Annotated in this window: 19 protein-coding genes; 15 read left to right on the top strand and 4 right to left on the bottom strand. The window is 68.7% G+C overall.

The window, feature by feature from the left end; genetic code table 11:
- Positions 1-2 precede the first annotated feature (2 nt).
- Positions 3-542, top strand: a complete 540-nt coding sequence (locus tag OD997_RS15300) for a hypothetical protein (protein WP_434332442.1) — start codon at positions 3-5, stop codon at positions 540-542.
- 47 nt (positions 543-589) lie between these two features.
- On the opposite strand, the gene OD997_RS15295 is transcribed toward OD997_RS15300, so the two are convergent.
- Together OD997_RS15295 and OD997_RS15290 are read right to left on the bottom strand one after the other, a co-directional pair.
- On the bottom strand, positions 590-913 hold the full coding sequence (locus tag OD997_RS15295; RefSeq protein ID WP_434332441.1) for a DMT family transporter: 324 nt from the start codon (positions 911-913) through the stop codon (positions 590-592).
- Positions 910-1,281 (bottom strand): DMT family transporter, encoded by a 372-nt coding sequence (locus OD997_RS15290; protein WP_434332440.1) that lies wholly within the window; start codon positions 1,279-1,281, stop codon positions 910-912. The genes OD997_RS15295 and OD997_RS15290 overlap by 4 nt, the downstream gene beginning before the upstream one ends.
- 220 nt (positions 1,282-1,501) lie before the next feature.
- On the opposite strand from OD997_RS15290, the gene OD997_RS15285 reads away from it, so the two are divergent.
- Both OD997_RS15285 and OD997_RS15280 read left to right on the top strand, forming a co-directional pair.
- A complete protein-coding gene (locus OD997_RS15285) occupies positions 1,502-2,950 on the top strand; it encodes a glyceraldehyde-3-phosphate dehydrogenase (RefSeq protein ID WP_434332439.1) in 1,449 nt (482 codons plus the stop codon).
- 36 nt (positions 2,951-2,986) lie between these two features.
- Positions 2,987-4,033, top strand: coding sequence for a winged helix DNA-binding domain-containing protein (locus OD997_RS15280; protein WP_434332438.1), 1,047 nt, complete (start codon positions 2,987-2,989; stop codon positions 4,031-4,033).
- 68 nt (positions 4,034-4,101) lie between these two features.
- Here the strand turns inward: OD997_RS15280 and hisC are convergent, their stop codons facing one another.
- A complete protein-coding gene (gene hisC / locus OD997_RS15275; protein ID WP_434332437.1) occupies positions 4,102-5,199 on the bottom strand; it encodes a histidinol-phosphate transaminase in 1,098 nt (365 codons plus the stop codon).
- Positions 5,200-5,326: 127 nt separating this feature from the next.
- Between hisC and OD997_RS15270 the strand changes: the two genes are divergently transcribed.
- From OD997_RS15270 to OD997_RS15250, 5 genes are read left to right on the top strand one after another with little or no spacing between them, the layout of a single operon-like run.
- A complete protein-coding gene (locus OD997_RS15270; protein WP_434332436.1) occupies positions 5,327-6,295 on the top strand; it encodes a PDR/VanB family oxidoreductase in 969 nt (322 codons plus the stop codon).
- A gap of 19 nt (positions 6,296-6,314) precedes the next feature.
- Positions 6,315-7,517, top strand: a complete 1,203-nt coding sequence (locus tag OD997_RS15265; RefSeq protein WP_434332435.1) for a Rieske 2Fe-2S domain-containing protein — start codon at positions 6,315-6,317, stop codon at positions 7,515-7,517.
- A 1-nt stretch (position 7,518) separates the two neighbouring features.
- Positions 7,519-8,070: a hypothetical protein gene (locus OD997_RS15260; protein ID WP_434332434.1), complete on the top strand. Its 552-nt coding sequence runs from the start codon at positions 7,519-7,521 to the stop codon at positions 8,068-8,070.
- Complete coding sequence (locus tag OD997_RS15255; protein WP_434332433.1) at positions 8,067-9,242, top strand: amidohydrolase; 1,176 nt, start codon at positions 8,067-8,069, stop codon at positions 9,240-9,242. The genes OD997_RS15260 and OD997_RS15255 overlap by 4 nt, the downstream gene beginning before the upstream one ends.
- Positions 9,242-10,435, top strand: coding sequence for a M20 metallopeptidase family protein (locus OD997_RS15250; RefSeq protein WP_434332432.1), 1,194 nt, complete (start codon positions 9,242-9,244; stop codon positions 10,433-10,435). The genes OD997_RS15255 and OD997_RS15250 overlap by 1 nt, the downstream gene beginning before the upstream one ends.
- 7 nt (positions 10,436-10,442) lie before the next feature.
- Here OD997_RS15250 and OD997_RS15245 read toward each other — a convergent pair whose 3' ends face one another.
- Entirely contained in the window at positions 10,443-11,171 is a 729-nt protein-coding gene (locus OD997_RS15245; RefSeq protein ID WP_434332431.1) for a FadR/GntR family transcriptional regulator, read from the bottom strand.
- A gap of 160 nt (positions 11,172-11,331) precedes the next feature.
- Between OD997_RS15245 and OD997_RS15240 the strand changes: the two genes are divergently transcribed.
- From OD997_RS15240 to OD997_RS15210, 7 genes are all read left to right on the top strand, one after another.
- Positions 11,332-12,999 (top strand): thiamine pyrophosphate-dependent enzyme, encoded by a 1,668-nt coding sequence (locus tag OD997_RS15240; protein WP_434332430.1) that lies wholly within the window; start codon positions 11,332-11,334, stop codon positions 12,997-12,999.
- A 1-nt stretch (position 13,000) separates the two neighbouring features.
- On the top strand, positions 13,001-14,440 hold the full coding sequence (locus OD997_RS15235) for an aldehyde dehydrogenase family protein (protein ID WP_434332429.1): 1,440 nt from the start codon (positions 13,001-13,003) through the stop codon (positions 14,438-14,440).
- Positions 14,441-14,544: 104 nt separating this feature from the next.
- On the top strand, positions 14,545-16,119 hold the full coding sequence (locus OD997_RS15230) for an ABC transporter substrate-binding protein (protein WP_210097355.1): 1,575 nt from the start codon (positions 14,545-14,547) through the stop codon (positions 16,117-16,119).
- Between the two features lie 4 nt (positions 16,120-16,123).
- Positions 16,124-17,146, top strand: coding sequence for an ABC transporter permease (locus OD997_RS15225; RefSeq protein ID WP_434332428.1), 1,023 nt, complete (start codon positions 16,124-16,126; stop codon positions 17,144-17,146).
- Positions 17,143-19,074: a dipeptide/oligopeptide/nickel ABC transporter permease/ATP-binding protein gene (locus OD997_RS15220; RefSeq protein WP_434332427.1), complete on the top strand. Its 1,932-nt coding sequence runs from the start codon at positions 17,143-17,145 to the stop codon at positions 19,072-19,074. Before OD997_RS15225 ends, OD997_RS15220 begins: the two co-directional genes overlap by 4 nt.
- On the top strand, positions 19,071-19,874 hold the full coding sequence (locus OD997_RS15215; protein ID WP_210097358.1) for an ABC transporter ATP-binding protein: 804 nt from the start codon (positions 19,071-19,073) through the stop codon (positions 19,872-19,874). The genes OD997_RS15220 and OD997_RS15215 overlap by 4 nt, the downstream gene beginning before the upstream one ends.
- Positions 19,875-21,059: a M20 metallopeptidase family protein gene (locus tag OD997_RS15210; protein ID WP_434332426.1), complete on the top strand. Its 1,185-nt coding sequence runs from the start codon at positions 19,875-19,877 to the stop codon at positions 21,057-21,059.
- Positions 21,060-21,205 lie beyond the last annotated feature (146 nt).

Here is a 21,205-nt window from a genome sequence, read left to right as displayed (position 1 = left end):
GTGTGGATCCGCTCCTCCCCGCAGCACCGTGGCTGATGGCACTCGCCGCCGTCGTCTCGGCCGCGGCGTGCGTGGCCGCCTGGCGGGCGGTGCCGTGGCAGGGGAGGCAGAGCGCCCTGATCATGGCGGCGGCGATGATCGTGATCGCGGCCACCGCGGGTGACGCCATGGTCGGTCTCGCGCTCGGGATCGTCCTCCTCGTGTCCGCGATGCTCGGCACCGCCGGTGTGCGGGGAACGCCGGCCGCAGCGACGTGCTGCCACCGCGCTCTGGTGTCGCTCGTGATGGCGATCTGCTCGTTCGAGAGCCTGTCGACGGGGGAATCCCTGGCCGAGGCAGGCGGCCACGGCGGGCACGGGCTCGACGGGTTGCTGTCTGCCCTCGTCATCGTCGGGGTCATCGGGGTCATCGGGGTCGTGCTCTGGACGGTCGTCTCCGAATGGGTTCTCGTTCCCGTGCATCAGGGGCGTACCGCCCGCCTGCTCACCGTCGAGTCCTGGGCGATGGCCGCCGGAGTCACCGTGATGTGCCTGGGGCTCTGATCTCGCGCGGCCCAACACGCATCGCGCGGCGCCGTGTTGACCACGCGTCAGTGTGCACCGCCGAACTCGATGAGCACGACGCCGAGAGCGATCAGCGCGACGCCGATCGCCATCATGACGGAGAAATGATCCTTGAAGAGCACCCGGCCGAGGATCGCCGTGATCGCGACTCCGGCGGCGGCCCACACGCCGTAGGCGACTCCCACCGGCATCCCCATCGCGAGGATCGTGCCGAGCAGGGTGAACGCGGCGAGGTACCCGATCACGATCACCGGGATCCACCGCTTGCGCCGGAGGCCCTCGGATGCCCGAAGGCTGAGGGTCGCGGTCACTTCGCTCGCGATCGCGAGCACGAGGAGCAGCCAGGTCACGACGTCGCCTCCGCTCTCGCTTCGCGGCTGTGGGATCCGAGCTCGACGAGCAGCACGCCGACCACGATCGCGCCGATCCCGATGACCTGCACCGTCCCGAGCAGCTCGCCGAAGAGCACCGTGCCCATGATCGCGGTGAGCACGACGCCGATGGCCGACCAGATGCCGTAAGCCACGCCCACCGGCATCCCGCGGTCGAGCACGATCGAGAGCAGCCACAACGAGCCCGTGTAGCCGATCACGACGGGGATCAGCCACAGCGGATGCGCGAAGCCCTCGGCGGCGCGCAACGACAGGGTGGCGCTGACCTCGAGAACGATCGCGATCAGCAGCGGCGGCCAGGCCGACGGGCGGGAGGGGTCAGTCATCGGGGCCTTTCGAGGGGTGTGCGCGGGGTGTGCGCGGTGTGCCTGGGAGAGAACGCGTCGGATGCTCGCACGATTCCCTGTCGCGCAGGTGAACGGCGGGCGGGAGGCCGCGATTTCGAAAGACTCGCGCGCGGCGCGTACCCTGGATGCATCCCCCGAAGCTCACCCGGCAACCTCGCGCGCCGGCGACCTCGGCGCGCTCACACATGCAAGGACGCAGATGAACGTAACCGCCGCACCCCACGACGACTGGACGGCGAGAGAAGAGCTGGCAGAGCGGATGATCCCACTCATCGGCGCACTCAAGCGCGAACGTGACGTGGTCACCTCTCTCCACGGGCACCGACTGCTGGGCCTCTCGGCCACGGGCATCGTCGAGGTGCACGATCGGGTCGCGCAGCTCGGGCACGAGCAGCTCGCCGTCGATGACACCCTCGCCGTACTGGAGGCCGTGCACGTGCTCGCGCCGGGTGCGTCGTCCCTCGACCTCGCCCGACTCGTCGAGGGCCAGGCCGAGAGCGACCTGCCGCTCGACGCCTACCTGGCCGAGGCCCTCGCACCGGCGGTCGGGGCCGTCGCCGCCGAGCCCACCGACGTCGTGCTCTACGGCTTCGGCCGCATCGGCCGGCTGCTCGCACGCATCCTCATCGCCCACAACGGCGGGGGCAGCGGTCTGCGTCTGCGGGCGATCGTCGTGCGCCGAGGCTCGGACAACGACCTCGTCAAGCGAGCCTCGCTGCTGCTGCGCGACTCGGTGCACGGCCGGTTCGCCGGCTCCGTCACGGTCGATGAGGACGCCGAGCAGATCATCGCGAACGGCACCCGCATCCAGGTCATCTACTCCGATGACCCCTCGGTGATCGATTACACCGCGTACGGCATCCATGACGCGATCGTGGTCGACAACACCGGACGCTGGCGCGACGAGGCGGGACTCAGTCGCCACCTCGAGGCGACCGGCGTCGCCCGCGTGCTTCTCACCGCCCCGGGCAAGGGCGCGCTGAAGAACATCGTGCACGGCATCAACGACCACACCATCGCGCCCGACGACCGGATCATCACCGCAGCGTCGTGCACCACGAACGCGATCACGCCCGTGCTCAAGGCGGTCGACGAGGCGTACGGAATCGTCCGAGGGCACGTCGAGACGGTGCACTCGTTCACCAACGATCAGAACCTGATCGACAATTTCCACAGCGGTGACCGCCGTGGCCGGTCGGCCGTGCTGAACATGGTGATCACCGAGACCGGAGCAGCGAAGGCCGTCGCGCGAGCGCTCCCGGAGCTGGAGGGAAAGCTCACCGGTTCCGCGATCCGGGTGCCCACGCCCGATGTCTCGCTGGCCGTGCTGCACCTGAGCCTCGAGCGCCCTGCGGTCAAGGACGAGCTCAACGACTACCTCCGCCGCGTCTCGCTGCACTCGAAGCTACGGCAGCAGATCGACTACGTCGAGAGCCCGGAGGTGGTCTCGACGGACTTCGTCGGCTCGCACCGCGCCGGGATCGTCGACGGGCTCGCGACCATCGCGAACGACACGGATGTCGTGCTCTACGTCTGGTACGACAACGAGTACGGATACTCCTGCCAGGTCATCCGGGTGCTCGAGGTCATGGCGGGGTCGCACCCCGTCGTGCTCCCAGAGCGTCGTGAGGTCACCCTGCACGGATGAGTGCGCGGTGTCGGTCCTGCCCGGCATGATGAGGGCATGAAGACCTCTGCTCTGCTCGCCGAGCGGCTCCGTTCGCATCGGCTCAGTGCGCCGGCGCGCACGGTGACGGATGCCGCGGACCACATGCTCGCGGTGCAGAGCCAGGACTTCACGGCGGGGCGGTGGGCGCTCGCCGCACGTACCCGCGGCGAGCCGACGCTGAGTGCGGTGGACCGCGTCTTAGACCGGGGCGACCTGGTGCGAGCGTGGACCATGCGCGGCACGCTGCACATCATTCCGGCGCGGGACCTCCGCTGGGTGCTGTCGGTGACCGCCGCGAGGCAGCGTCAACAGGCGGCGGGCCGACGGCGCGACCTCGGAATCGACGGCGCGATGGTCGACGCGGTCGTCGCGGCAGCGGTGCCGCGTCTGCGTGACGGTGGCCTCACGCGTACCGAGATGTTCGAGGTCTTCACCGTCATCGGCATCGACCCCGGTGGGCAACGCGGCATCCATCTGCTCAGCGAGCTGACTCTCGACGGTCTCATCTGTCAGGGTCCGGTGGTCGTTCGGGAGGGTGTGAGCCGCGATCAGCGTTTCGTCCTGGTCGACGAGCACATCGTGGAGCATGCGACGCCCGACGATCCGCTCGCAGAGCTCTTCGTGCGGTACATCGACGGGCACGGGCCGGCGGGGGCCGCCGACTTCGCGTGGTGGTCGGGGCTCACCCTCGGGCAGTCGCGTGAGGCGCTCAGCCGCGCCCGAGCGAGAGTCACAGAAGTCGACGAGGGGATGTTCGTCTCGAGCATCCGCCCCCGACGGACTCCGAGCGCTCCCGAGGTCTTCGCGCTCGGGGCCTTCGACGAGTACTACATCTCGTATGCCGACCGCACGGCGGTCTGCGCTCCCGAGCACCTCGCGCTCGTGGGGCCGGGAAAGAACGGCATGGTGCGAGCGACGATCGTCGTGGGCGGGCGAGTTATCGGATGCTGGACGCACGCGAGCGCCTCGCTGGGGTCTCCGCCGGAGCTGTTCGCGCCGGGAGCGGACGAGGAAGTCGTTCGCAGCGCTCTCGCGCGATTCGCACGCTTCCTCGACGGCTGACGGCTGACGGCTGCCAGTCCACGACTGAATCCCTGACGCCTGGACGTCAGCGGGTGGTCCGCTGTGGTTCAGGCGACTGCGACGGGGGAGGTAAGCGCCGCGAGCTCCGGCGCCAGCTTCACGAGTAAATCGTTCGCCTCTCGTTCGGCGATCGTGACACGGAAGCCCTCGCCCGCAAACGGACGCACCAGAAGGCCGTGGCGCTCGAGCAGATCCGCGGCGGCCGTGGTGGCGTCGCCGAAGGGCACCCAGGCGAAGTTCGCCTGGGTCTCTGGCAGCGAGATTCCGGCTGCCAGGAAAGCAGCGACGACGCGCTCGCGCTCGGTGACGAGATCGGCGACGCGCGCCGAGAGCTCCTCTTCGGCGTGGAGCGAGGCGACGGCTGCTGCTTGGGCGAGGTCTGTCACGCCGAACGGGATCGCGACCTTTCGCAGCGCGTTCGCGAGACGCTCCGGAGCGATCGCGTAACCGATCCGCAGGCCCGCCAGGCCGTATGCCTTCGAGAACGTGTGAGCGACGGCGACGTTCGCGTAGCGGCGGAAGTACTCGATTCCCGAGGGCGAATCGGCTCGCTCATTGAAGTGCACGTAGGCCTCGTCGATCACGACGGTGATGTCGTCGGGTACCGCGTCGAGGAACGTGGTCAGCTCCTCGGCTCCGATGGTCGTGCCCGTCGGGTTGTTCGGGTTGCAGACGATGATGAGTCGAGTGCGATCGGTGATCGCCGCATGCATGGCGTCCAGGTCGTGCCGGTGGTCGGCGGTGAGAGGCACAGCGACCGGAGTCGCGCCGGCGGCGCGGACGAGCATCGGGTACGCCTCGAACGACCTCCACGCGAACATGACCTCGTCGCCCTCGCCGGCGGTGGCGCGCATCAGCTGGGACACGACCTCGACCGATCCGCTGCCGAGCACCACGTTCGCCGATGAGACCTCGAATCGGGCGCAGAGCATCGAGGTGAGCGCAGTGGCGGCGGTCTCGGGATAGCGGTTGATGACGCCGATCCGGTCCGCGATGGCGGCGGCGACGGACGGCAGCGGCGGGTAGGGATTCTCGTTCGACGACACCTTGTACACGGGCACCTCCGGCGCGGTCTGCGCCGTTGCCTTGCCCGGCTTATAGTCCGGGATCGCGCTCAGATCCTCGCGCAGCCTCAACTCCGACATCCGTTCCGCCTTTCTCTCTTCGCCCGTTTGACAGTCCGGGGCAGGATTCATAGTATCGCAATTGACTATATCCATTGTTGTCAATTCGATCAGGGGTGATCGGAACGAAGAAAGGAGCGGAACGACGGTGTCTCAGTTCGCGCCCGAGCTCTCCCCGCTGACCCTCGACCTGCGAGTCCGGGCGATGCGCTGGGAGGCGCACGATGTGCTTTCTCTCGAGCTCGATGATCCGACCGGGGCGCTCTTGCCGGCCTGGACCCCGGGCGCTCACATCGATCTGCGCTTCGCCAACGGCGTCGAGCGTCAGTACTCGCTGTGCTCCGACCCGGCCGAGCGACGATTCTGGCGGGTCGCGGTGCTGTCCGAGACTCCGAGCCGCGGAGGCTCGCGTTACGTGCATCAGACGCTGCGCACCGGCGACCCGGTCACGGCGTCGGCACCCATCAACCACTTCGAACTCGGCGATGCGGCCTCCTACGTGTTCGTCGCCGGCGGCATCGGCATCACGCCGATCCTGCCGATGATCGCCGAGGCCGAGCGCCGCGGCACGCCCTGGCGTCTGGCCTACCTGGGCACCCGCGCCGACGGCATGGCCTTCGCCGCCACGCCCCATCTGACGGCTGCGAGCGCGCTGCTGGTCAGCCGAGATCGTGATGACCGGCTCGACCTCGCGGCGTGGATCGGCAGTGTGTCCGACGGCACCGGCGTGTACGCGTGCGGCCCCGCCCGCATGCTCGACGAGCTCGAATCCCTCAGCGTCACCTGGCCGCAGGGTGCGCTCCACCTCGAGCGCTTCCAGGCCAAGGTCTTCGGGGAATCCCAGGGCGCCGACACTTTCGAGGTGGAGGCGAGCGCCTCGGGACTCATCGTCACCGTCGAGCGCGGCTGCAGCATCCTCGAGATGCTCGAGCAGGCGGGCATCGGCGTGCCGAGCTCGTGCCTCGAGGGCGTCTGCGGCACCTGCGAGACCGCCGTGATCGACGGCGCCCCCGAGCACCGCGACTCGATCTTGACCCCCGACGAGCGGGAGAGCAACGAGACCATGATGATCTGCGTCTCCCGATCGCTCGACCGCAAGCTCGTCCTCGACATCTGACATCCGAAACGGAGAGACCATGGACACCGGCACCGCATACGGCCTTCGCCTGGGCCAGCCCCTGAATGAGCTCGCCCAGGTGGGGCCCGGCACCCCCTATGGCGAGGTGCTGCGCCGTTACTGGCATCCGGTGGCGAAGGTCGAGGACGCGACGACGCGCCCGATCTCGCTGCGTGTGCTCGGCGAGGAGCTCGTACTGTTCCGCACGAGGAAGGGAAAGCCCGGCCTGCTGCACCCCCGCTGCATCCACCGCGGAGCCTCGCTGTTCTACGGCGGGGTCGAAGACGAGGGCATCCGCTGCTGCTATCACGGCTGGGTCTTCGACACCGAGGGGCACTGCCTCGAGCAGCCCTGCGAACCCGATCTGGGGCTGCACCGCGATCGCGTGCGGCAGCCCTGGTACCCCGTCGAGGAGCAGTACGGACTGCTCTGGGCCTACATGGGGCCGGCCGATAAGAAACCGGTCCTCCCGCGCTACGACACGCTCGAAGAGCTCGCACCCGGAGAGCAGCTGATCGTGAACGACCAGGGCGTCGGCGGCGGAGGCCCCGCGCAGCTCGACTTCAACTGGCTGCAGCACTGGGAGAACGTCATGGACCCCTTCCACGTGCCGATCCTGCACGCGCGCTTCAGTGGAAACCAGTTCACTCCTGAGATGGCGTTGATTCCCGAGGTCAGCTACGAGTACACCCCGCTGGGTGTGAGGTCGATCCAGATGCGCGACCTCGGCGACGGGCGTCAGCTGCGACGGGTCACCGAGGTGATCTTCCCGAACCTGCGCGTGGTGGCGAGCCCGAAGCTCAGCTCGGGGCAGACCAACATGATCGGATGGGTCGTGCCGATGGACGACACGAACTTCCGCATCTTCACGGTGGCTCGGGACGAGGACTCCGACTTCCTCGCGAAACTGCGATCCACCCACGAGGGAAAGCCCTGGAAGGAGCTCACGGATCTCGAGCACCAGCGACTGCCCGGCGACTACGAGGCTCAGAAGTCGCAGGGCTCGATCTCGCTGCACTCCGAGGACCACCTCACGACGACCGATCAGGGCATCGCGATGATCCGCCGGATGATGGCGAAGCAGCACCGAGCGGTCGCCGGTGGTGGCGACCCGGTCGGCGTGGTCTTCGACGAGTCCGAGCGCCTGGTGCGCATCGAGGGAGGTAACTACTTCGAGGGCGAGGCGGACGCCCCGCTGCTCGCCGAGGCTGTGGACGACTGAGGTGGCCAAGTACACGGCGCGCCCTCCGCGAGGCGATCGACCGCTGCTCGTGCTCGGCATCAGCGGCGTCGTGGTGCTCGAAGGCGAGGCTGCCGTGCCCGTCTCGACGCATCATCTCTCGGCGTGGGGTCGCTGGGTGCGCGATGTCGAGATCCCGGACGCAGCCTCCGAGCGTCTGGCCGAACTCGCCGAGCGATTCGAGATCGTCTGGGCCTCGGAATGGGGGCACAACGCGCACACGGCTTTTCGCGAGGCCCTCGATCTGCCGGAGGAGCCCTGGCCGTTCCTGCCGGTGCAGTTCGACAAGCTGCGGATGATCCGCGAATACGCTCGGACGCTGCCCTGGGTGTGGGTCGATGACCCGATAGTCGACCTGCACGGCACGCCCGAGTGCGTGGACGGTGTGATCGTGCGAGTGGACCCCGCCGTCGGAATCGTCGGGGTCGACCCCGACGATCTGTGGGAACGGGTCGCGCAGCTGCCGCAATGCGGCGCTGCTGTGTCCGAAGGCGCTGCTGTCGTCGGAGACACTGATACGAGAGGACGCGCATGACCGCGGACGTGGCGATCATCGGTGGGAGGGTCGTCACCGGGCTCGGCGACGACATCGAGGGTGCGACCGTGCTCGTGCAGGGCGGGCTCATCACCGCGCTCGGCGTCGGCATCGAGGTGCCGGACGATGTGCCCACGATCGACGCCTCCGGCGCCTGGGTGCTCCCCGGGCTCATCGATGCGCACAGTCACATCGGTGCGCACGAGGAGGCGAACGGGGCCGCGGGGTTCGACGGCAGCGAGGTGACGTCGCCCAACACGGCGGGAGTGCGAGCGATCGATGCGATCAACATCGAGGACATCGCCTTCCGTGATGCTCTGGCCGGCGGAGTGACGACCGTGGTCGTCAAACCGGGGTCGGGCAATCCGATCGGCGGGCAGAGCGTGGCGATCAAGACCGGCGGCGGTTCGACCGTCGATGCGCGCGTGGTGCGTGCCGACGTCAGTGTGAAGTCTGCTCTCGGTGAGAACCCGAAAGAGACCTACGGCAAGCGCTCGCAGATGCCGGCGACCCGACTCGGTATCGCCTACGTCATTCGTCAGGCCCTCCTGGATGCCCAGGACTATGCGGTGCGCCGTGCGAAAGCCGACGACGACGGCACGCCGTTCGCCCGCGATCTCGGCAAGGAGGCGCTGGTGCGCGCGCTGTCGGGCGAGCTCAGCTGGGATCAGCACGTGCATCGTCATGACGACATCGCGACGGCGCTGCGGATCGCCGACGAGTTCGGGCTCCGGCTCGTGCTCAACCACGGTACCGAGGCGCACAAGCTCGCCGATCTGCTCGCCGAGCGCGACGTGCCGGTGATCTTCGGCCCGATCCTGTCGAGCCGATCGAAGGTCGAGGTGCGCGAGGCAGATCCCGCGAACCTCGCCACGATCGCCGCAGCTGGCGTGCGCATCGCGTTGACCACGGATCATCCTGTGGTGCCGATCGGACACCTCGCACTGCAGGCCGCCGTCGCGGTGCGGGCCGGTCTTCCGCGGGACGCGGCGATCGCGGCGATGACGTCGTCTGCCGCTGAGATCGTGCGCGTCGACGACCGCATCGGAGCGCTCGACATCGGCCGCGACGGCGACGTCGTCATCTGGTCGGGTGACCCGTTGCAGGTGGCATCGCGAGTGCTGCGGGTATTCATCGACGGCATCGAGGTGCACGCCGCGGAGGCCGGCTGATGAGCTCACTTCGAGAGGATGCCGCGGTGCTCCAGCCGGATCTCGTCGCGCTGCGGCGCCGACTGCACGCGCGCCCAGAGGTGGGCTTCGCGTTGCCCGAGACACAGCGGACCATTCTCGAGGCACTCGCGCCGCTGGGCCTGGAGGTGGCCACCGGCAATGACCTCGGGTCGGTCACGGCCGTGCTGCACGGCGCGTCGGACGGGCCGTCGGTGCTTCTGCGCGGTGACATGGATGCGCTCGCCATCGTCGAGCAGACCGGACTGTCCTACGCGTCGACGAACGGTGCCATGCACGCATGCGGGCACGATCTGCACATCGCGGGTCTCGTCGGCGCCGCACGACTGTTGGCGAGCAGACGCGAGCAGATCGCCGGGTCGGTGGTCTTCATGTTCCAACCCGGCGAGGAGGCGGGCGGTGGCGCGCCGCTCATGATCCGCGACGGAGTGCTCGATGCTGCGGGGCCGCGTGTCGAGGCCGCCTACGGCATCCACGTCATGCCCGGGGTGCCCGGTGTCTTCCAGACGAGGGCCGGAGCGCTGATGGCGAGTGCGAACTCGGTGCGCATCCGCGTCCGCGGCCAGGGGGGCCACGGATCTCGGCCCTATCAGGCTGTGGACCCGGTGCCGGTCGTCGCCGAGATCGTCCTCGCACTGCAGGCGTGGGTGACGCGCGGCTTCGACGTATTCGATCCGGTCGTGCTCACGGTGACGCAGTTGCACGCGAGCGAGGTGATCAACGTGATTCCCGATGAGGCGGGGCTGGGCGCCACACTGCGAACCGTCTCGGACGACGCCGTGGCGAAGGCCCAGCGCGAGATCCCGCTGCTGGCGTCGCGCATCGCAGCGGCGCACGGATGCTCAGCAGAGACCGAGGTCGTCGTGGGCTATCCGGTGACCGTCAACAGTGCTCCGGAGACTGCGGGCGCGATCCAAGCTCTCGGCGCCGAGTTCGGGCACGTCCGCGTCGAGCGATTGGCCGCTGCGGTCATGGCCTCGGAGGACTTCTCATTCGTGCTCGCCGAGGTGCCGGGAGCATTCGTGTTCCTGGGGGCGACGCCCGCGGGGATCGATCCTGCCACCGCCGAGATGAACCACTCGCCACGAGCGGTGTTCGACGACGGGGTGCTGGGCGATCAGGCCGCCGCGCTCGCCGCTCTGGCGTTGCGCCACGTCGGCACCGAGGCGCAGTAGCGAGCGGTCAGCGCCCGAGTGTGCGGTGGTCGAGCACGGCCTTGCGCCCTGCTTCGACATCGCCCGAGCGGATGGCCTCGATCAGCGCGGTGTGGATGTGCAGACGCTCGTCGGTGTCGGGACGGAATCCCGGAACCGAGAGGTCGGCGTCGTCGGTGCTTCCGCTGGTCTCGCCTTCGATGTAGTCGACGAGGTTGAGGTAGAACGTGCGGAGCACCGCGTTCGGGGAGATCTCCGCGATGCGTCGGTGCAGGCGCCAGTTGCCGTGCAGGCCCTCGACCGGGTCGTGCCAATGGTCGGCGATCTCGGCCATCAGCGCATCGAGGTCGGCGATGTCGGCGTCGGTGCGATGCACGACGGCGTCTCCCATGACGGCCTCGTCGAGCGCATCGAGCACCTTGACGACGTCGTGCACGGGGGCGCCTGTCTGGCGGAGCCGCAGCACGCTGTGGGCGAGTCGGATGAGCGGCGACTGGTCGGCGACGAAGATGCCGCCGCCGGGGCCGGGGCGGAGGTCGACCGAACCGCGGGCGCGGAGCACGCGGAGGGCCTCTCCGAGGGTGGCGGGCGCGACACCGAACTGCTCGCACAGCTCCTGCCTCGTGCCGATCCGATGGCCGGGGGTGAGCTCTTCGGCCTTGATCATGGCCTCGACCTCGCTCACGACCCTGTCTGCCACGGACTGTGCCGGCGCGACACGCTGGAAGGTGCGTGCATCGTCCTGGGTGTTGGCCACGGTTGTCCTTCGGTCGAGATCGGGGATGTGGAGCGGATCCTTCACATCCTAGGGAGCGCGTGACGCGGCGAGGACGTGACACGGGGGAAATCTCTTATTTGCAGTAATTGAATGTATCTAATACAGTCAATCTCGCAATGCTGCTCATGAGAGGAACCAGATGACCGACCCCACCGGTGGCGATCTGCTCGCCGACTCCCTGATCAACCAGGGTGTCTCGACGATCTTCGGCATTCCGGGCGTGCAGCTCGATGCCGCCGCAGACGCGCTCCAGTCCCGTACCGATCAGGTCGACTTCATCTGCGCACGCAACGAGCAGGCGACGACCTATATGGCAGACGGCTATGCGCGCAGCACCGGAGAGGTCGGCGTCGCGATGGTCGTCCCCGGCCCCGGAGTGCTCAACGCCCTGTCGGGTGTCGCCACCGGGTACTCGGCGAACTCGCCGATGCTGCTGATCGCCGGACAGATCGACTCGAAGGCGATCGGCCGAGGACTCGGTGCCCTGCACGAGCTGCCGGACCAGACCGGCATCCTCGAGCGCCTGACCAAGTGGACGGGGACCGCCCGGTCGGCCGACGAGATCCCCGGACTCGTGCGTGAGGCGTTCGTGCAGCTGCGCAGCGGCCGCCCGCGTCCCGTCGCGATCGAGGTGCCGCCGGATGTGCTCGCCGCCACGTCGAGGGCCGTCGCCGCCGAGAACGTCGTCGCCGCCCCGCTCGTGCCCGACGAGCAGCAGATCAGGGCTGCCGCGGCCCTGCTCGCCGCCGCCGAGCGTCCGATGATCGTGGTCGGAGGCGGAGTGCTCGCCTCGAACGCGTCCGTCGCGCTGCAGGCGCTCGCCGAAGCGCTCGAGGCTCCGGTGCTCATGACTGAGAACGGACGTGGTGCGCTCGATGCCCGTCACCGTCTCGCCTTCGACTCGCTCGCACTCCGCGCCTTCCGTGAGGACGCAGACCTCGTGCTCGCCGTCGGCACGCGCTTCGTCTCGACATTTGGCACCAAGGTCGACACCAACGGTGCTCCGGTGATCCTCGTCAACGCCGAGGAGGCCGATCTCGGCGCTCCTCGCGCCGCCGTGCAGAAGCTCCATGCCGATGCCCGCCTCGCACTCTCGGCGCTCGCCGCGGAGGTCGGGCGCGCGACCCGCGGCTCTCGCGAGAGCGAGTTCGCCCGGGTGCGTGCATGGGTCGGTGAGCAGTTCGACGACATCGCTCCGCAGCGGGAGTACCTCTCGACGATCCGTGCCGCACTGCCCGACGACGGCGTCTTCGTCAGCGAGTTCACCCAGGTGGGCTACGCCGCCAGCGCCTGCTACCCGGCGTACCAGCCGCGCACCTACATCGGCCCGGGCTACCAGGGCACGCTGGGATACGGCTTCGCGACGGCTCTCGGCGTCAAGGCTGCAGACCCGTCGAGGGTGGTCGTCTCGGTGAACGGCGACGGCGGGTTCTCGTGGACGCTCCAGGAGCTCTCCACCGCCAAGCGCTACGGTCTCGGGCTCGTGACGATCGTCTTCCACGACGGTTTCTACGGCAACGTGCGTCGCATCCAGAAGAACCGCTACGGCGCACGCTACTTCGCGAGCGACCTGACGAACCCCGACTACGGCGTGCTGGCCGACGCGTTCGGCATCCGCTCCGCCCAGGCGTTCACCCCGCAGGAGCTCGCCGGCGTGCTCGCCGACGCGATCCCCGCGAACGAGCCGATCCTGATCAACGTCCCGGTGGGGGAGTTCCCCTCTCCGTGGCACCTGATCCATGAAGGGGTGCCGCGCCCGGCGCCGCTCGCGCCCGGATCGCACCTGATCGAGCGGGCAGGGGTCTGACATGATCATCGGCCACGACATCGCAGGCATCAGAGAGGATGCCGAAGGGCGCGCCTCGATCGATGTCATCGATCCGGCGGACGGCACCGTGATCGGTGCCGTCGTGGCCGGTGACGCCGCGGATGTCGACCGGGCGGTGGCTGCGGCCGTATCGGCCTTCGGCCCCTGGTCGACCACGCCGATGTCGGAGCGGATCGCCCATGTCGAGGCTCTCGCTGCGGGACTCGATCGTCACCGTGAACGACTCGCATCGACGCTCAGCGCCGAGATGGGCTCGCCGATCGCCTTCGCGAGAGCCGCGCAGGTCGGGGTCGCGATCGCCGATCTCGCGCAGCTCGTCGACGCGGCGCGCGCCCATGTCGAGCGCGAGTCCGTGTCGAACTCGCTCGTGATCGCCGAGCCCGTCGGGGTGGTCGCCGCGATCACGCCGTGGAACTTCCCGCTGCACCAGATCATGCTCAAGGTCGGGGCGGCGATCCTCGCCGGCTGCACCGTCGTACTCAAGCCGAGCGAGGTCGCACCTCTCAATGCGGCGATCGTGGGAGACATCCTCCGCGAGATCGAGCTGCCGGCTGGTGTCGTGAACATCGTCCACGGCGACGGGGCGGGGGTCGGCTCTCCGCTGGTCTCGCACCGCGGCGTCGACATGGTGACGTTCACGGGTTCTCGCGCGGTCGGCGAGAGTGTCGCCAGAGCGGCGGCCGCGACGATCAAGAAGGTCGCGCTTGAGCTGGGTGGCAAGTCGGCGGCCATCGTGCTCGATGACGCTCCGCTCGAGGAGTCGGTGCGGTCGGTGCTCGCCTCCTGCTTCGCCAACGCCGGTCAGACCTGCGCCGCACAGACTCGCGTCCTGGTTCCGGCTCCGCTCGTCGAGGCGTGGCAGGCTGCCGCCGTCGAGGCCGCTGCAGGCTGGGCTCCTGGTGACCCGAAGGACGAGGGCACGGCCACCGGGCCGGTCGCATCGGCGCTGCAGCGCGATCGCGTGCAGGGCCACATCGAGACAGCGATCATGCAGGGCGCACGCGTGTTGACCGGCGGCCTCGATATCGTCGAACCGACGGCAGGCGGCGCCTATGTGCAGCCCACGATCTTCACCGATGTGACACCCGAGATGCAGATCTTCCACGAGGAGGTCTTCGGACCGGTGCTCACGATCACCCCATACGCCACGATCGATGAGGCTGTCGATCTGGCGAATGACAGCGTGTACGGGCTGTCGGGCGGCGTCTGGTCGAGTGATCCTCGACGCGCCCTCGATGTCGCTCTGCGCATGCGAACGGGCACCGTCGGCATCAACGGCGCCGGACTCGACGTGGGTGCGCCCTTCGGGGGGTACAAGCAGTCGGGGATCGGCCGGGAGTGCGGCGTTCACGGCTTCGAGGAGTTTCTTGAGCTCAAGTCGGTGATGGGCGCCGCTGCCCTCATCGGCGACCATTCGTGATCAGTTACAAACCCGAAACACCGCTGACACGAACCTATAAAAAGCAATTCATAACATTCAATTGGGTTGAACCGCACCCCGCGGAACCCGTGAGAGAGGACACCATGAGACGCAGCATTGTCGCCGCGGCCGCCGTCGGCGTGACGGCCCTTGCCCTGTCCGGTTGTGCCGCAACGGCGCAGCCCGGGGGAGAGGGGCCGCAGACGATCAAGCTCGCCGTGCAGTCGGATCCAGGAACGCTGAACCCCATCACGAACGCGACGAACGCCAGCGAGTCCGTGTCCACGTTCGGATACGAGTCGCTGCTCTTCTACCCGACGGGAGCAGAGCCGAAGGGGCTGCTCGCGGACTCGTGGGAGGCCACCACCACCACCGTCCAGTTCACTCTGAAAGACGGCATCCTCTGCGTCGACGGCGAACCGCTCACCGCGACCGACGTGAAGTCGACATTCGAGTACGCCGCGGCCGATGAGACGGGCTCTCCGTACAAGGGCGTCTACTTCCCTGCGGAGGGGCTGACGATCGAGGCGGATGACGCCGCGAACACGGTGACGTTCACGAGTGCGAACGCCCAGAGCTTCCTCGCGGAGACCATCGGCGCGCTGCCGATCGTGTGCGCCTCCGGACTCGCCGACCCCTCGGTGCTCGACACCGAGCTGCACGGCACGGGTGCCTACTCGCTCGAGGACTCGTCTCCTGGACAGTCCTACACGTTCGCGCTGCGCGACGACTACGCGTGGGGCGTCGACGACACGACGAGCAAGACCGAGGGTCTTCCCGCCACTGTCGAGGTGTCGATCATCGAGAGCGACTCGACGGCGGCGAACCTGCTGCAGACCGGCGAGGCGAACATCGCCGAGGTCGGCGGCAGCGAGCGTGATCGTCTCGGATCGACCGACTTCGCGACAGAGCTCGAGGTGCCGCTGCGACCCGGTCTGATCTTCTTCAACCAGGCCGAGGGACGTGTCGGCCACGACCTCGCCGTGCGTGAGGCGCTCGCTCAGGCTGTCGACCGCGAGGCCGTCGGCCCCGTCGCGTCCGCAGGACGCGGAGAGCAGATCACGACACTCGTGTCGGAGTTCGGCGCCGCGTGCACGACCATGGACAGCTCGTCGGCGATCCCGTCGTACGACGTCGAGGCGGCCGCGGCCGCACTCGACGAGGCCGGCTGGGTCGAGGGTGCCGACGGCATCCGCGCGAAAGACGGCAAGCCGCTCTCCATCCTGATGCTCTACCCGGCGTCGGAGAGCCAGGGAGTCACCGCGGCGATCGAGCTGCTGCAGACCGAGTTCGCCAAGATCGGTGTCGACGCGAAGCCGACCCCCTCGGCCGCGTACACCGACGTCATCTTCTCGGGTGGCGACTGGGACATCGTCTGGGCGCCGATCTTCACGAGTCTGCCGAGCGACTGGGCGGGAATTCTCGGAGGCGACTTCCCGCCGAACGGCGGCAACTGGACCTACAACGCCAACCAGGAGTACTTCGACCTGGTGGGCGAGGCTCAGGCACTCGCCGGCGCCGACTCGTGCGACGCGTGGCAGGCGGCGCAGGACTCGCTCTTCAGCAACCTCGAGGTGCTGCCGGTCTACTCGTCGACGTCGACCTTCTACGGCGTGGGAGTGGAGTTCGGGATGTCGAAGAGCATCCTCGCTCCCACCACGATCCGCGTGACAGAGTGACCGTATGACGTCGCAGATCGTGACGCGGCCGAAGACCGTCGTGGTGGCCACCCCTCGGGGTGGTCGCCACGGCGGCGGGCGCTGGGTCCCCTTCCTCCTTCGGCGAGTAGGCCGGATGCTCATCGCGATGCTCGTGATCGTGACGGCGGCATTCGTCGTGCTGCGCGCTGCCGGCGGAGACCCGGTGCGGGCCGCGCTCGGCCCCACCGCGCCGGCATCCGTGGTGGCTGAGCGCCGCGCGCAGCTCGGGCTCGACGATCCGCTGATCGTGCAGTTCTGGGACTACCTGACGGGCATCGTGCTTCGGGGCGATCTCGGCGTCTCTCTCATCACCGGGCGATCGGTCAACGAGCTCGTCGAGTTCCGGCTCCCCGCGACGGTGCAGCTCGCGGGGATCGCGTTCATCGTGATCCTGCTCATCGCCATTCCGCTGGGGCTCGCGATCGCGATCCTGACCGTCGGCAACAGGCGCCGTCCGGTCGAGCTTGCCTTCACCTCGGTCACCGGCTTCTTCGCCGCCGTGCCCGAGTACCTGATCGGCGTCGTGCTGCTCATGGTGTTCGCGATCACGATCCCGCTGCTCCCCGTCGCCGGAATGAGCGGGCCGCAGTCCTTCATCCTTCCGGTCCTCGCCCTCGCTCTCGGCGCCTCGGCCTCTCTGTCGCGCATCGCCCGTGTCGAGGCGATGAACGTGCTCACCGACGACTACATCCGCACCGCGCGATCGAAGCGGCTGCCCGCCGCGATGATCTACTTCCGGCACGCGCTGCCGAACATGCTCACCGCGACACTGACTCTCGGCGGCGCACTGCTGGCGACGATGATCGCCGGAAGCGTGCTCGTCGAGCGGGTCTTCAACTGGCCGGGCATGGGCAGCGCCTTCGTGCAGGCCATCCTCACGAAGGACTACGGCATCGTGCAGGGCCTCGCCATCGTCTACGCGGCGATCATCCTCGTCGTGAACCTGCTGGTCGACGTCGTCCTCGCCGTCCTCGACCGTCGCACGACCATTCTGGAGACCGCATGACCTCCGCACACCGGCGTCGTTCCTGGCTGCTGCAGTCACCGATGGCGTTGATCTCCCTGACCTTCATCGCGATCTTCGCCCTTCTCGCCGTCATCGCTCCCATGCTCTGGGGAACGGAGGCCGAGACCCCGTCTCCGGCCGACCTGCTGCAGCCTCCGAGTGCGGAGCACCTGCTCGGCACCGATGCGCTCGGCCGCGATCTGCTGCTGCGCACGCTCGTGGCGACGCGCCTGTCACTCGTGATGGCGCTGGCGGCGACCGCGATGGGTGCTGTCGCAGGGCTCATCCTCGGCGCGCTGCCGGTGGTCGCGGGTGCCCGCGTGCAACGCCTCTTCGGGTCGGTGATCAACACCTGGCTCGCGTTCCCGGTGCTGCTCGTGGCCATGCTCACGGTGATCCTGCTCGGCACCGGATCCACGACCGCGGTGATCGCGCTGGCCCTGACGATGACCCCGTCGTTCGCCCGTCTGGCGCAGACCCTGTCGTCTCGCGTCGGCGGCTCGGAGTATCTCGCAGCGGCCCGCCTGCTCGGTGTGTCGAAGACGCGTCAGTTCACCCGGTACATCATTCCGAACATCGCCGAACCCGTGATCGTCAACGTGACGCTCTCGATCGGCGGCGGGCTGCTCGCGCTGTCGAGCCTGAGCTTCCTCGGGGTCGGTGTGCAGCCACCCGAGTACGACTGGGGCCGCCTGCTCAGCGAGGGCTTCGAGCAGGTCTACAGCCAACCGTCGGCGATCGTCGGCCCCGGCGTGATGGTGGTGGTCGCCGGCATCATGTTCGGCATGTTCGGTGAGGCGCTCGCCTCGCACATGCGCGGTCGAGGCCGGGCGCGCACGCTCTCGGCGCGCGAACTCGGCGATCCGACCCGCGTCGATGCGACGGGCGTCGCGGAGGAGCCCACCGACGACGTCGAGCCGCTCCTCGAAGTGGCAGGTCTCAGCGTCTCGTTCCCCGGCGAGCACGGCTGGGTTCGTCCGGTGCAGGACGTCTCGTTCCGCATCGCCCCCGGCGAGATCGTCGGCGTCGTCGGCGAATCGGGCAGCGGCAAGAGCGTGACGATGATGGCGATCGCGCAGCTCGCGCCGGCAGGTGCCGCGGTCAGTGCGCAGCGGCTCCGCTTCGCCGGTGAGGAGCTCGCGGGTCTCTCGGACGAACGTGCGGCGAAGAAGCTCGGTACCCGCGTCGGCGTCGTCTTCCAGGACTCTCTGACCGCGCTCAACCCCGCGCTCCGCGTGGGCACGCAGCTCGCCGAGGTTCCGCGGGTGCACCAGGGCGCATCGCGCAAGGATGCCGATGCCGCGGCGGTCGAGGCCCTCGCGGCCGTGTCGATCACCGATCCGAGCCGCCGTGCCAAGCAGTTCCCGCACGAGTTCTCCGGAGGCATGCGTCAGCGCGCACTGATCGCGATGTCGCAGATCGGCAAGCCGAGACTGATCATCGCCGACGAGCCGACGACGGCCCTCGACGTCACGGTGCAGCAGCGCGTGCTCGCTCTGCTGCGTCGAGAGTGCGAGGAGACGGGCGCTGCCGCGATCGTCGTGTCGCATGACATCGCGGTGCTCGCCGAGCTGTGCCAGCGGATCCTCGTGATGTACGGAGGCCGGATCGTCGAGGATGTCGACGTGCGTCATCTCGCCGAGCCCGAGCTCCTCGCGCACCCCTACACGCGGGCGCTCGCCGAGTCGCTCCCCGACCTCGACACCGATCGCACCGCTCCGCTCGCGACGATCCCCGGTGAGCCGCCGGATCTCTCGCTGCCGGTCGTGGGATGCGGATTCGCACCACGCTGCGCCTTCGCGACCGAGGTGTGCCGCACCGAGACGCCGCAGCTCGTGGCCCACGGCTCCGGACGTGTGGCGTGCTGGCATCCGCAGGATCAGGATGCGGGCGTCCACGAAGACTCCTTCGAGAAGGCGGGTGCATGATGGCTGATCTCGTCATCGAGAACCTCGTGGTCACGTTCGGTCGAGGCCACCACGCCGTGAACGCTGTCGACGACGTGTCGCTCACCGTGCCGCACGGCACGACGGTGGGGCTCGTCGGCGAGTCGGGTTCGGGAAAATCGACCGTCGCGCGCACCGTCGCCGGGCTGCAGAAGCCGACCTCGGGGCGCATCCTGCTCGACGGCACAGACCTCGCGGTCGGCCGCCGCGATCGCCGTGCACATGCCCGCGACGTACAGATGATCTTCCAGGATCCGTACTCCTCGCTCAATCCGCGCATGTCGGTCGGAGAGACCCTCGATGAGGCCCTCGCGACTCACGGAGCGGGCAACGCGCGCGCTCGCGCCGCCGGAGTCAAGGAGCTCCTCGAACTCGTCCGGCTCAAGCCCGGGGTCTCGGAGCTGCATCCGTCGAGCCTGTCCGGAGGCATGCGGCAACGCGTCGCCATCGCACGCTGCCTCGCCGTGAAACCGCGACTGATCATCGCCGACGAGATCACCTCGGCCCTCGACGCCTCGGTGCAGGGTGCGGTGCTCAACCTCATGCGCGAGCTGCAGCGCGAGCTCGAGCTCTCGGTGCTGTTCATCACGCACAACCTCGCCGCGGTCCGCTACATCGCCGACACGACGGCGGTCATGCGCAACGGCGAGATCGTCGAGTACGGTGACGCCGACGCGATCGTCTCGCACCCGGTGCATCCGTACACCCAGGCGCTCGTCGCCGCGATCCCGCGCATCCAGAACGCGGGAACCGACAGCCTCCTCCACTCGATCGGACACTGAATGACCCTGCTCGACGATGCTCGGGGCCTCCTTCCCGAACTCGTGGCCCTGCGCCGCGCGATCCACGCCGACCCCGAACTCGGACTCGCGTTGCCCAGAACTCAGCAGAGAGTGCTCGACGCCCTCGAACCGTGGGAGCTCGAGACACGGTGCGGCACCGGCCTGAGCTCCGTGGCCGCGGTCGTTCGCGGCGCGCACCCCGGCCCGACGGTGCTGCTGCGCGCCGACATGGATGCCCTGCCGCTCACCGAGGACACCGGACTCGACTACGCAGCCTCGGGAGAGCGGATGCACGCGTGCGGGCACGACCTGCACGTCGCCGGTCTCATCGGCGCCGCTCACCTGCTGGCCGCCCGTCGGGAGGAGCTTCACGGCGACGTGCTGCTGATGTTCCAGCCGGGTGAGGAGATCGGCGACGGTGCGAAGCGGATGATCGACGAGGGTCTGCTGGAGCTCACCGGGTCGACCCCTGTCGCGGCTTTCGGCATTCATGTGGTGCCGGGGGAGTACGGGATCTTCTCGACCCGCGTCGGTGCTCTCATGGCCGGAGCGATCGAGGTCGAGGTGACCATCACCGGTCAGGGCGGCCATGCCTCGGCGCCGCACCTCACCCGCGACCCCGTGCCGGCACTCGCTGAGCTGGTGACGGCTCTGCAGGCTTTCGTCACACGACGCTTCGACGTGTTCGACCCCGTCGTGCTCAGCGTCACCCAGGTGCACGCGGGCGGTCCCGCCCGCAACATCATCTCCGACACCGCGACCCTCGTCGCCTCGGTGCGGGTGCTCTCGCACGAGAGCAGCGCGCGGGTGCAGGAGGAGCTGCCGGTGCTCGCCCGCGAGATCGCCGCGGCTCACGGCTGCACCGCGGAGGTCGACACCACCGTGCTCTGCCCGCCGACCGTCAACGACGAGAGCGCTGTCGCCGCCGTGCGCTCGACGCTTGCCGGGCTGTTCGGCGAGGCGCGGGTGCGCGAGACCCCGAATCCGGTGATGGGGTCGGAGGACTTCTCGTACGTGCTCGAGCAGGTGCCTGGCGTCTTCCTCTTCCTTCGCGCGACGCCCGCGGAGGTCGATCTCGAGACGGCCGCACCGAACCACTCGCCGCACGTCGTGTTCGACGACTCGGTGCTGGCCGATCAGGCGGCCGCGCTCGCTGCCTTGGCGCTCGACCGGCTGAAAGGCTGAGGGCGCGGAGCCCGCTGTATGGCGCTGTCCGGCGAAGCGGATTCTGATTGAGCAGGGTGCAAGAGCGCGCCGGTCGGCGAACGCGGTTGCGAAGACCCAGAAGAACTTGGTTGCGCCTCGCTAGTCACTTATGTATAGCTGAGGAG

The organism is Microbacterium sp. CGR1 (assembly GCF_051062835.1).
Classification (GTDB): Bacteria; Actinomycetota; Actinomycetes; order Actinomycetales; family Microbacteriaceae; genus Microbacterium.
This window is presented reverse-complemented; position numbering and strand designations above follow the sequence as displayed.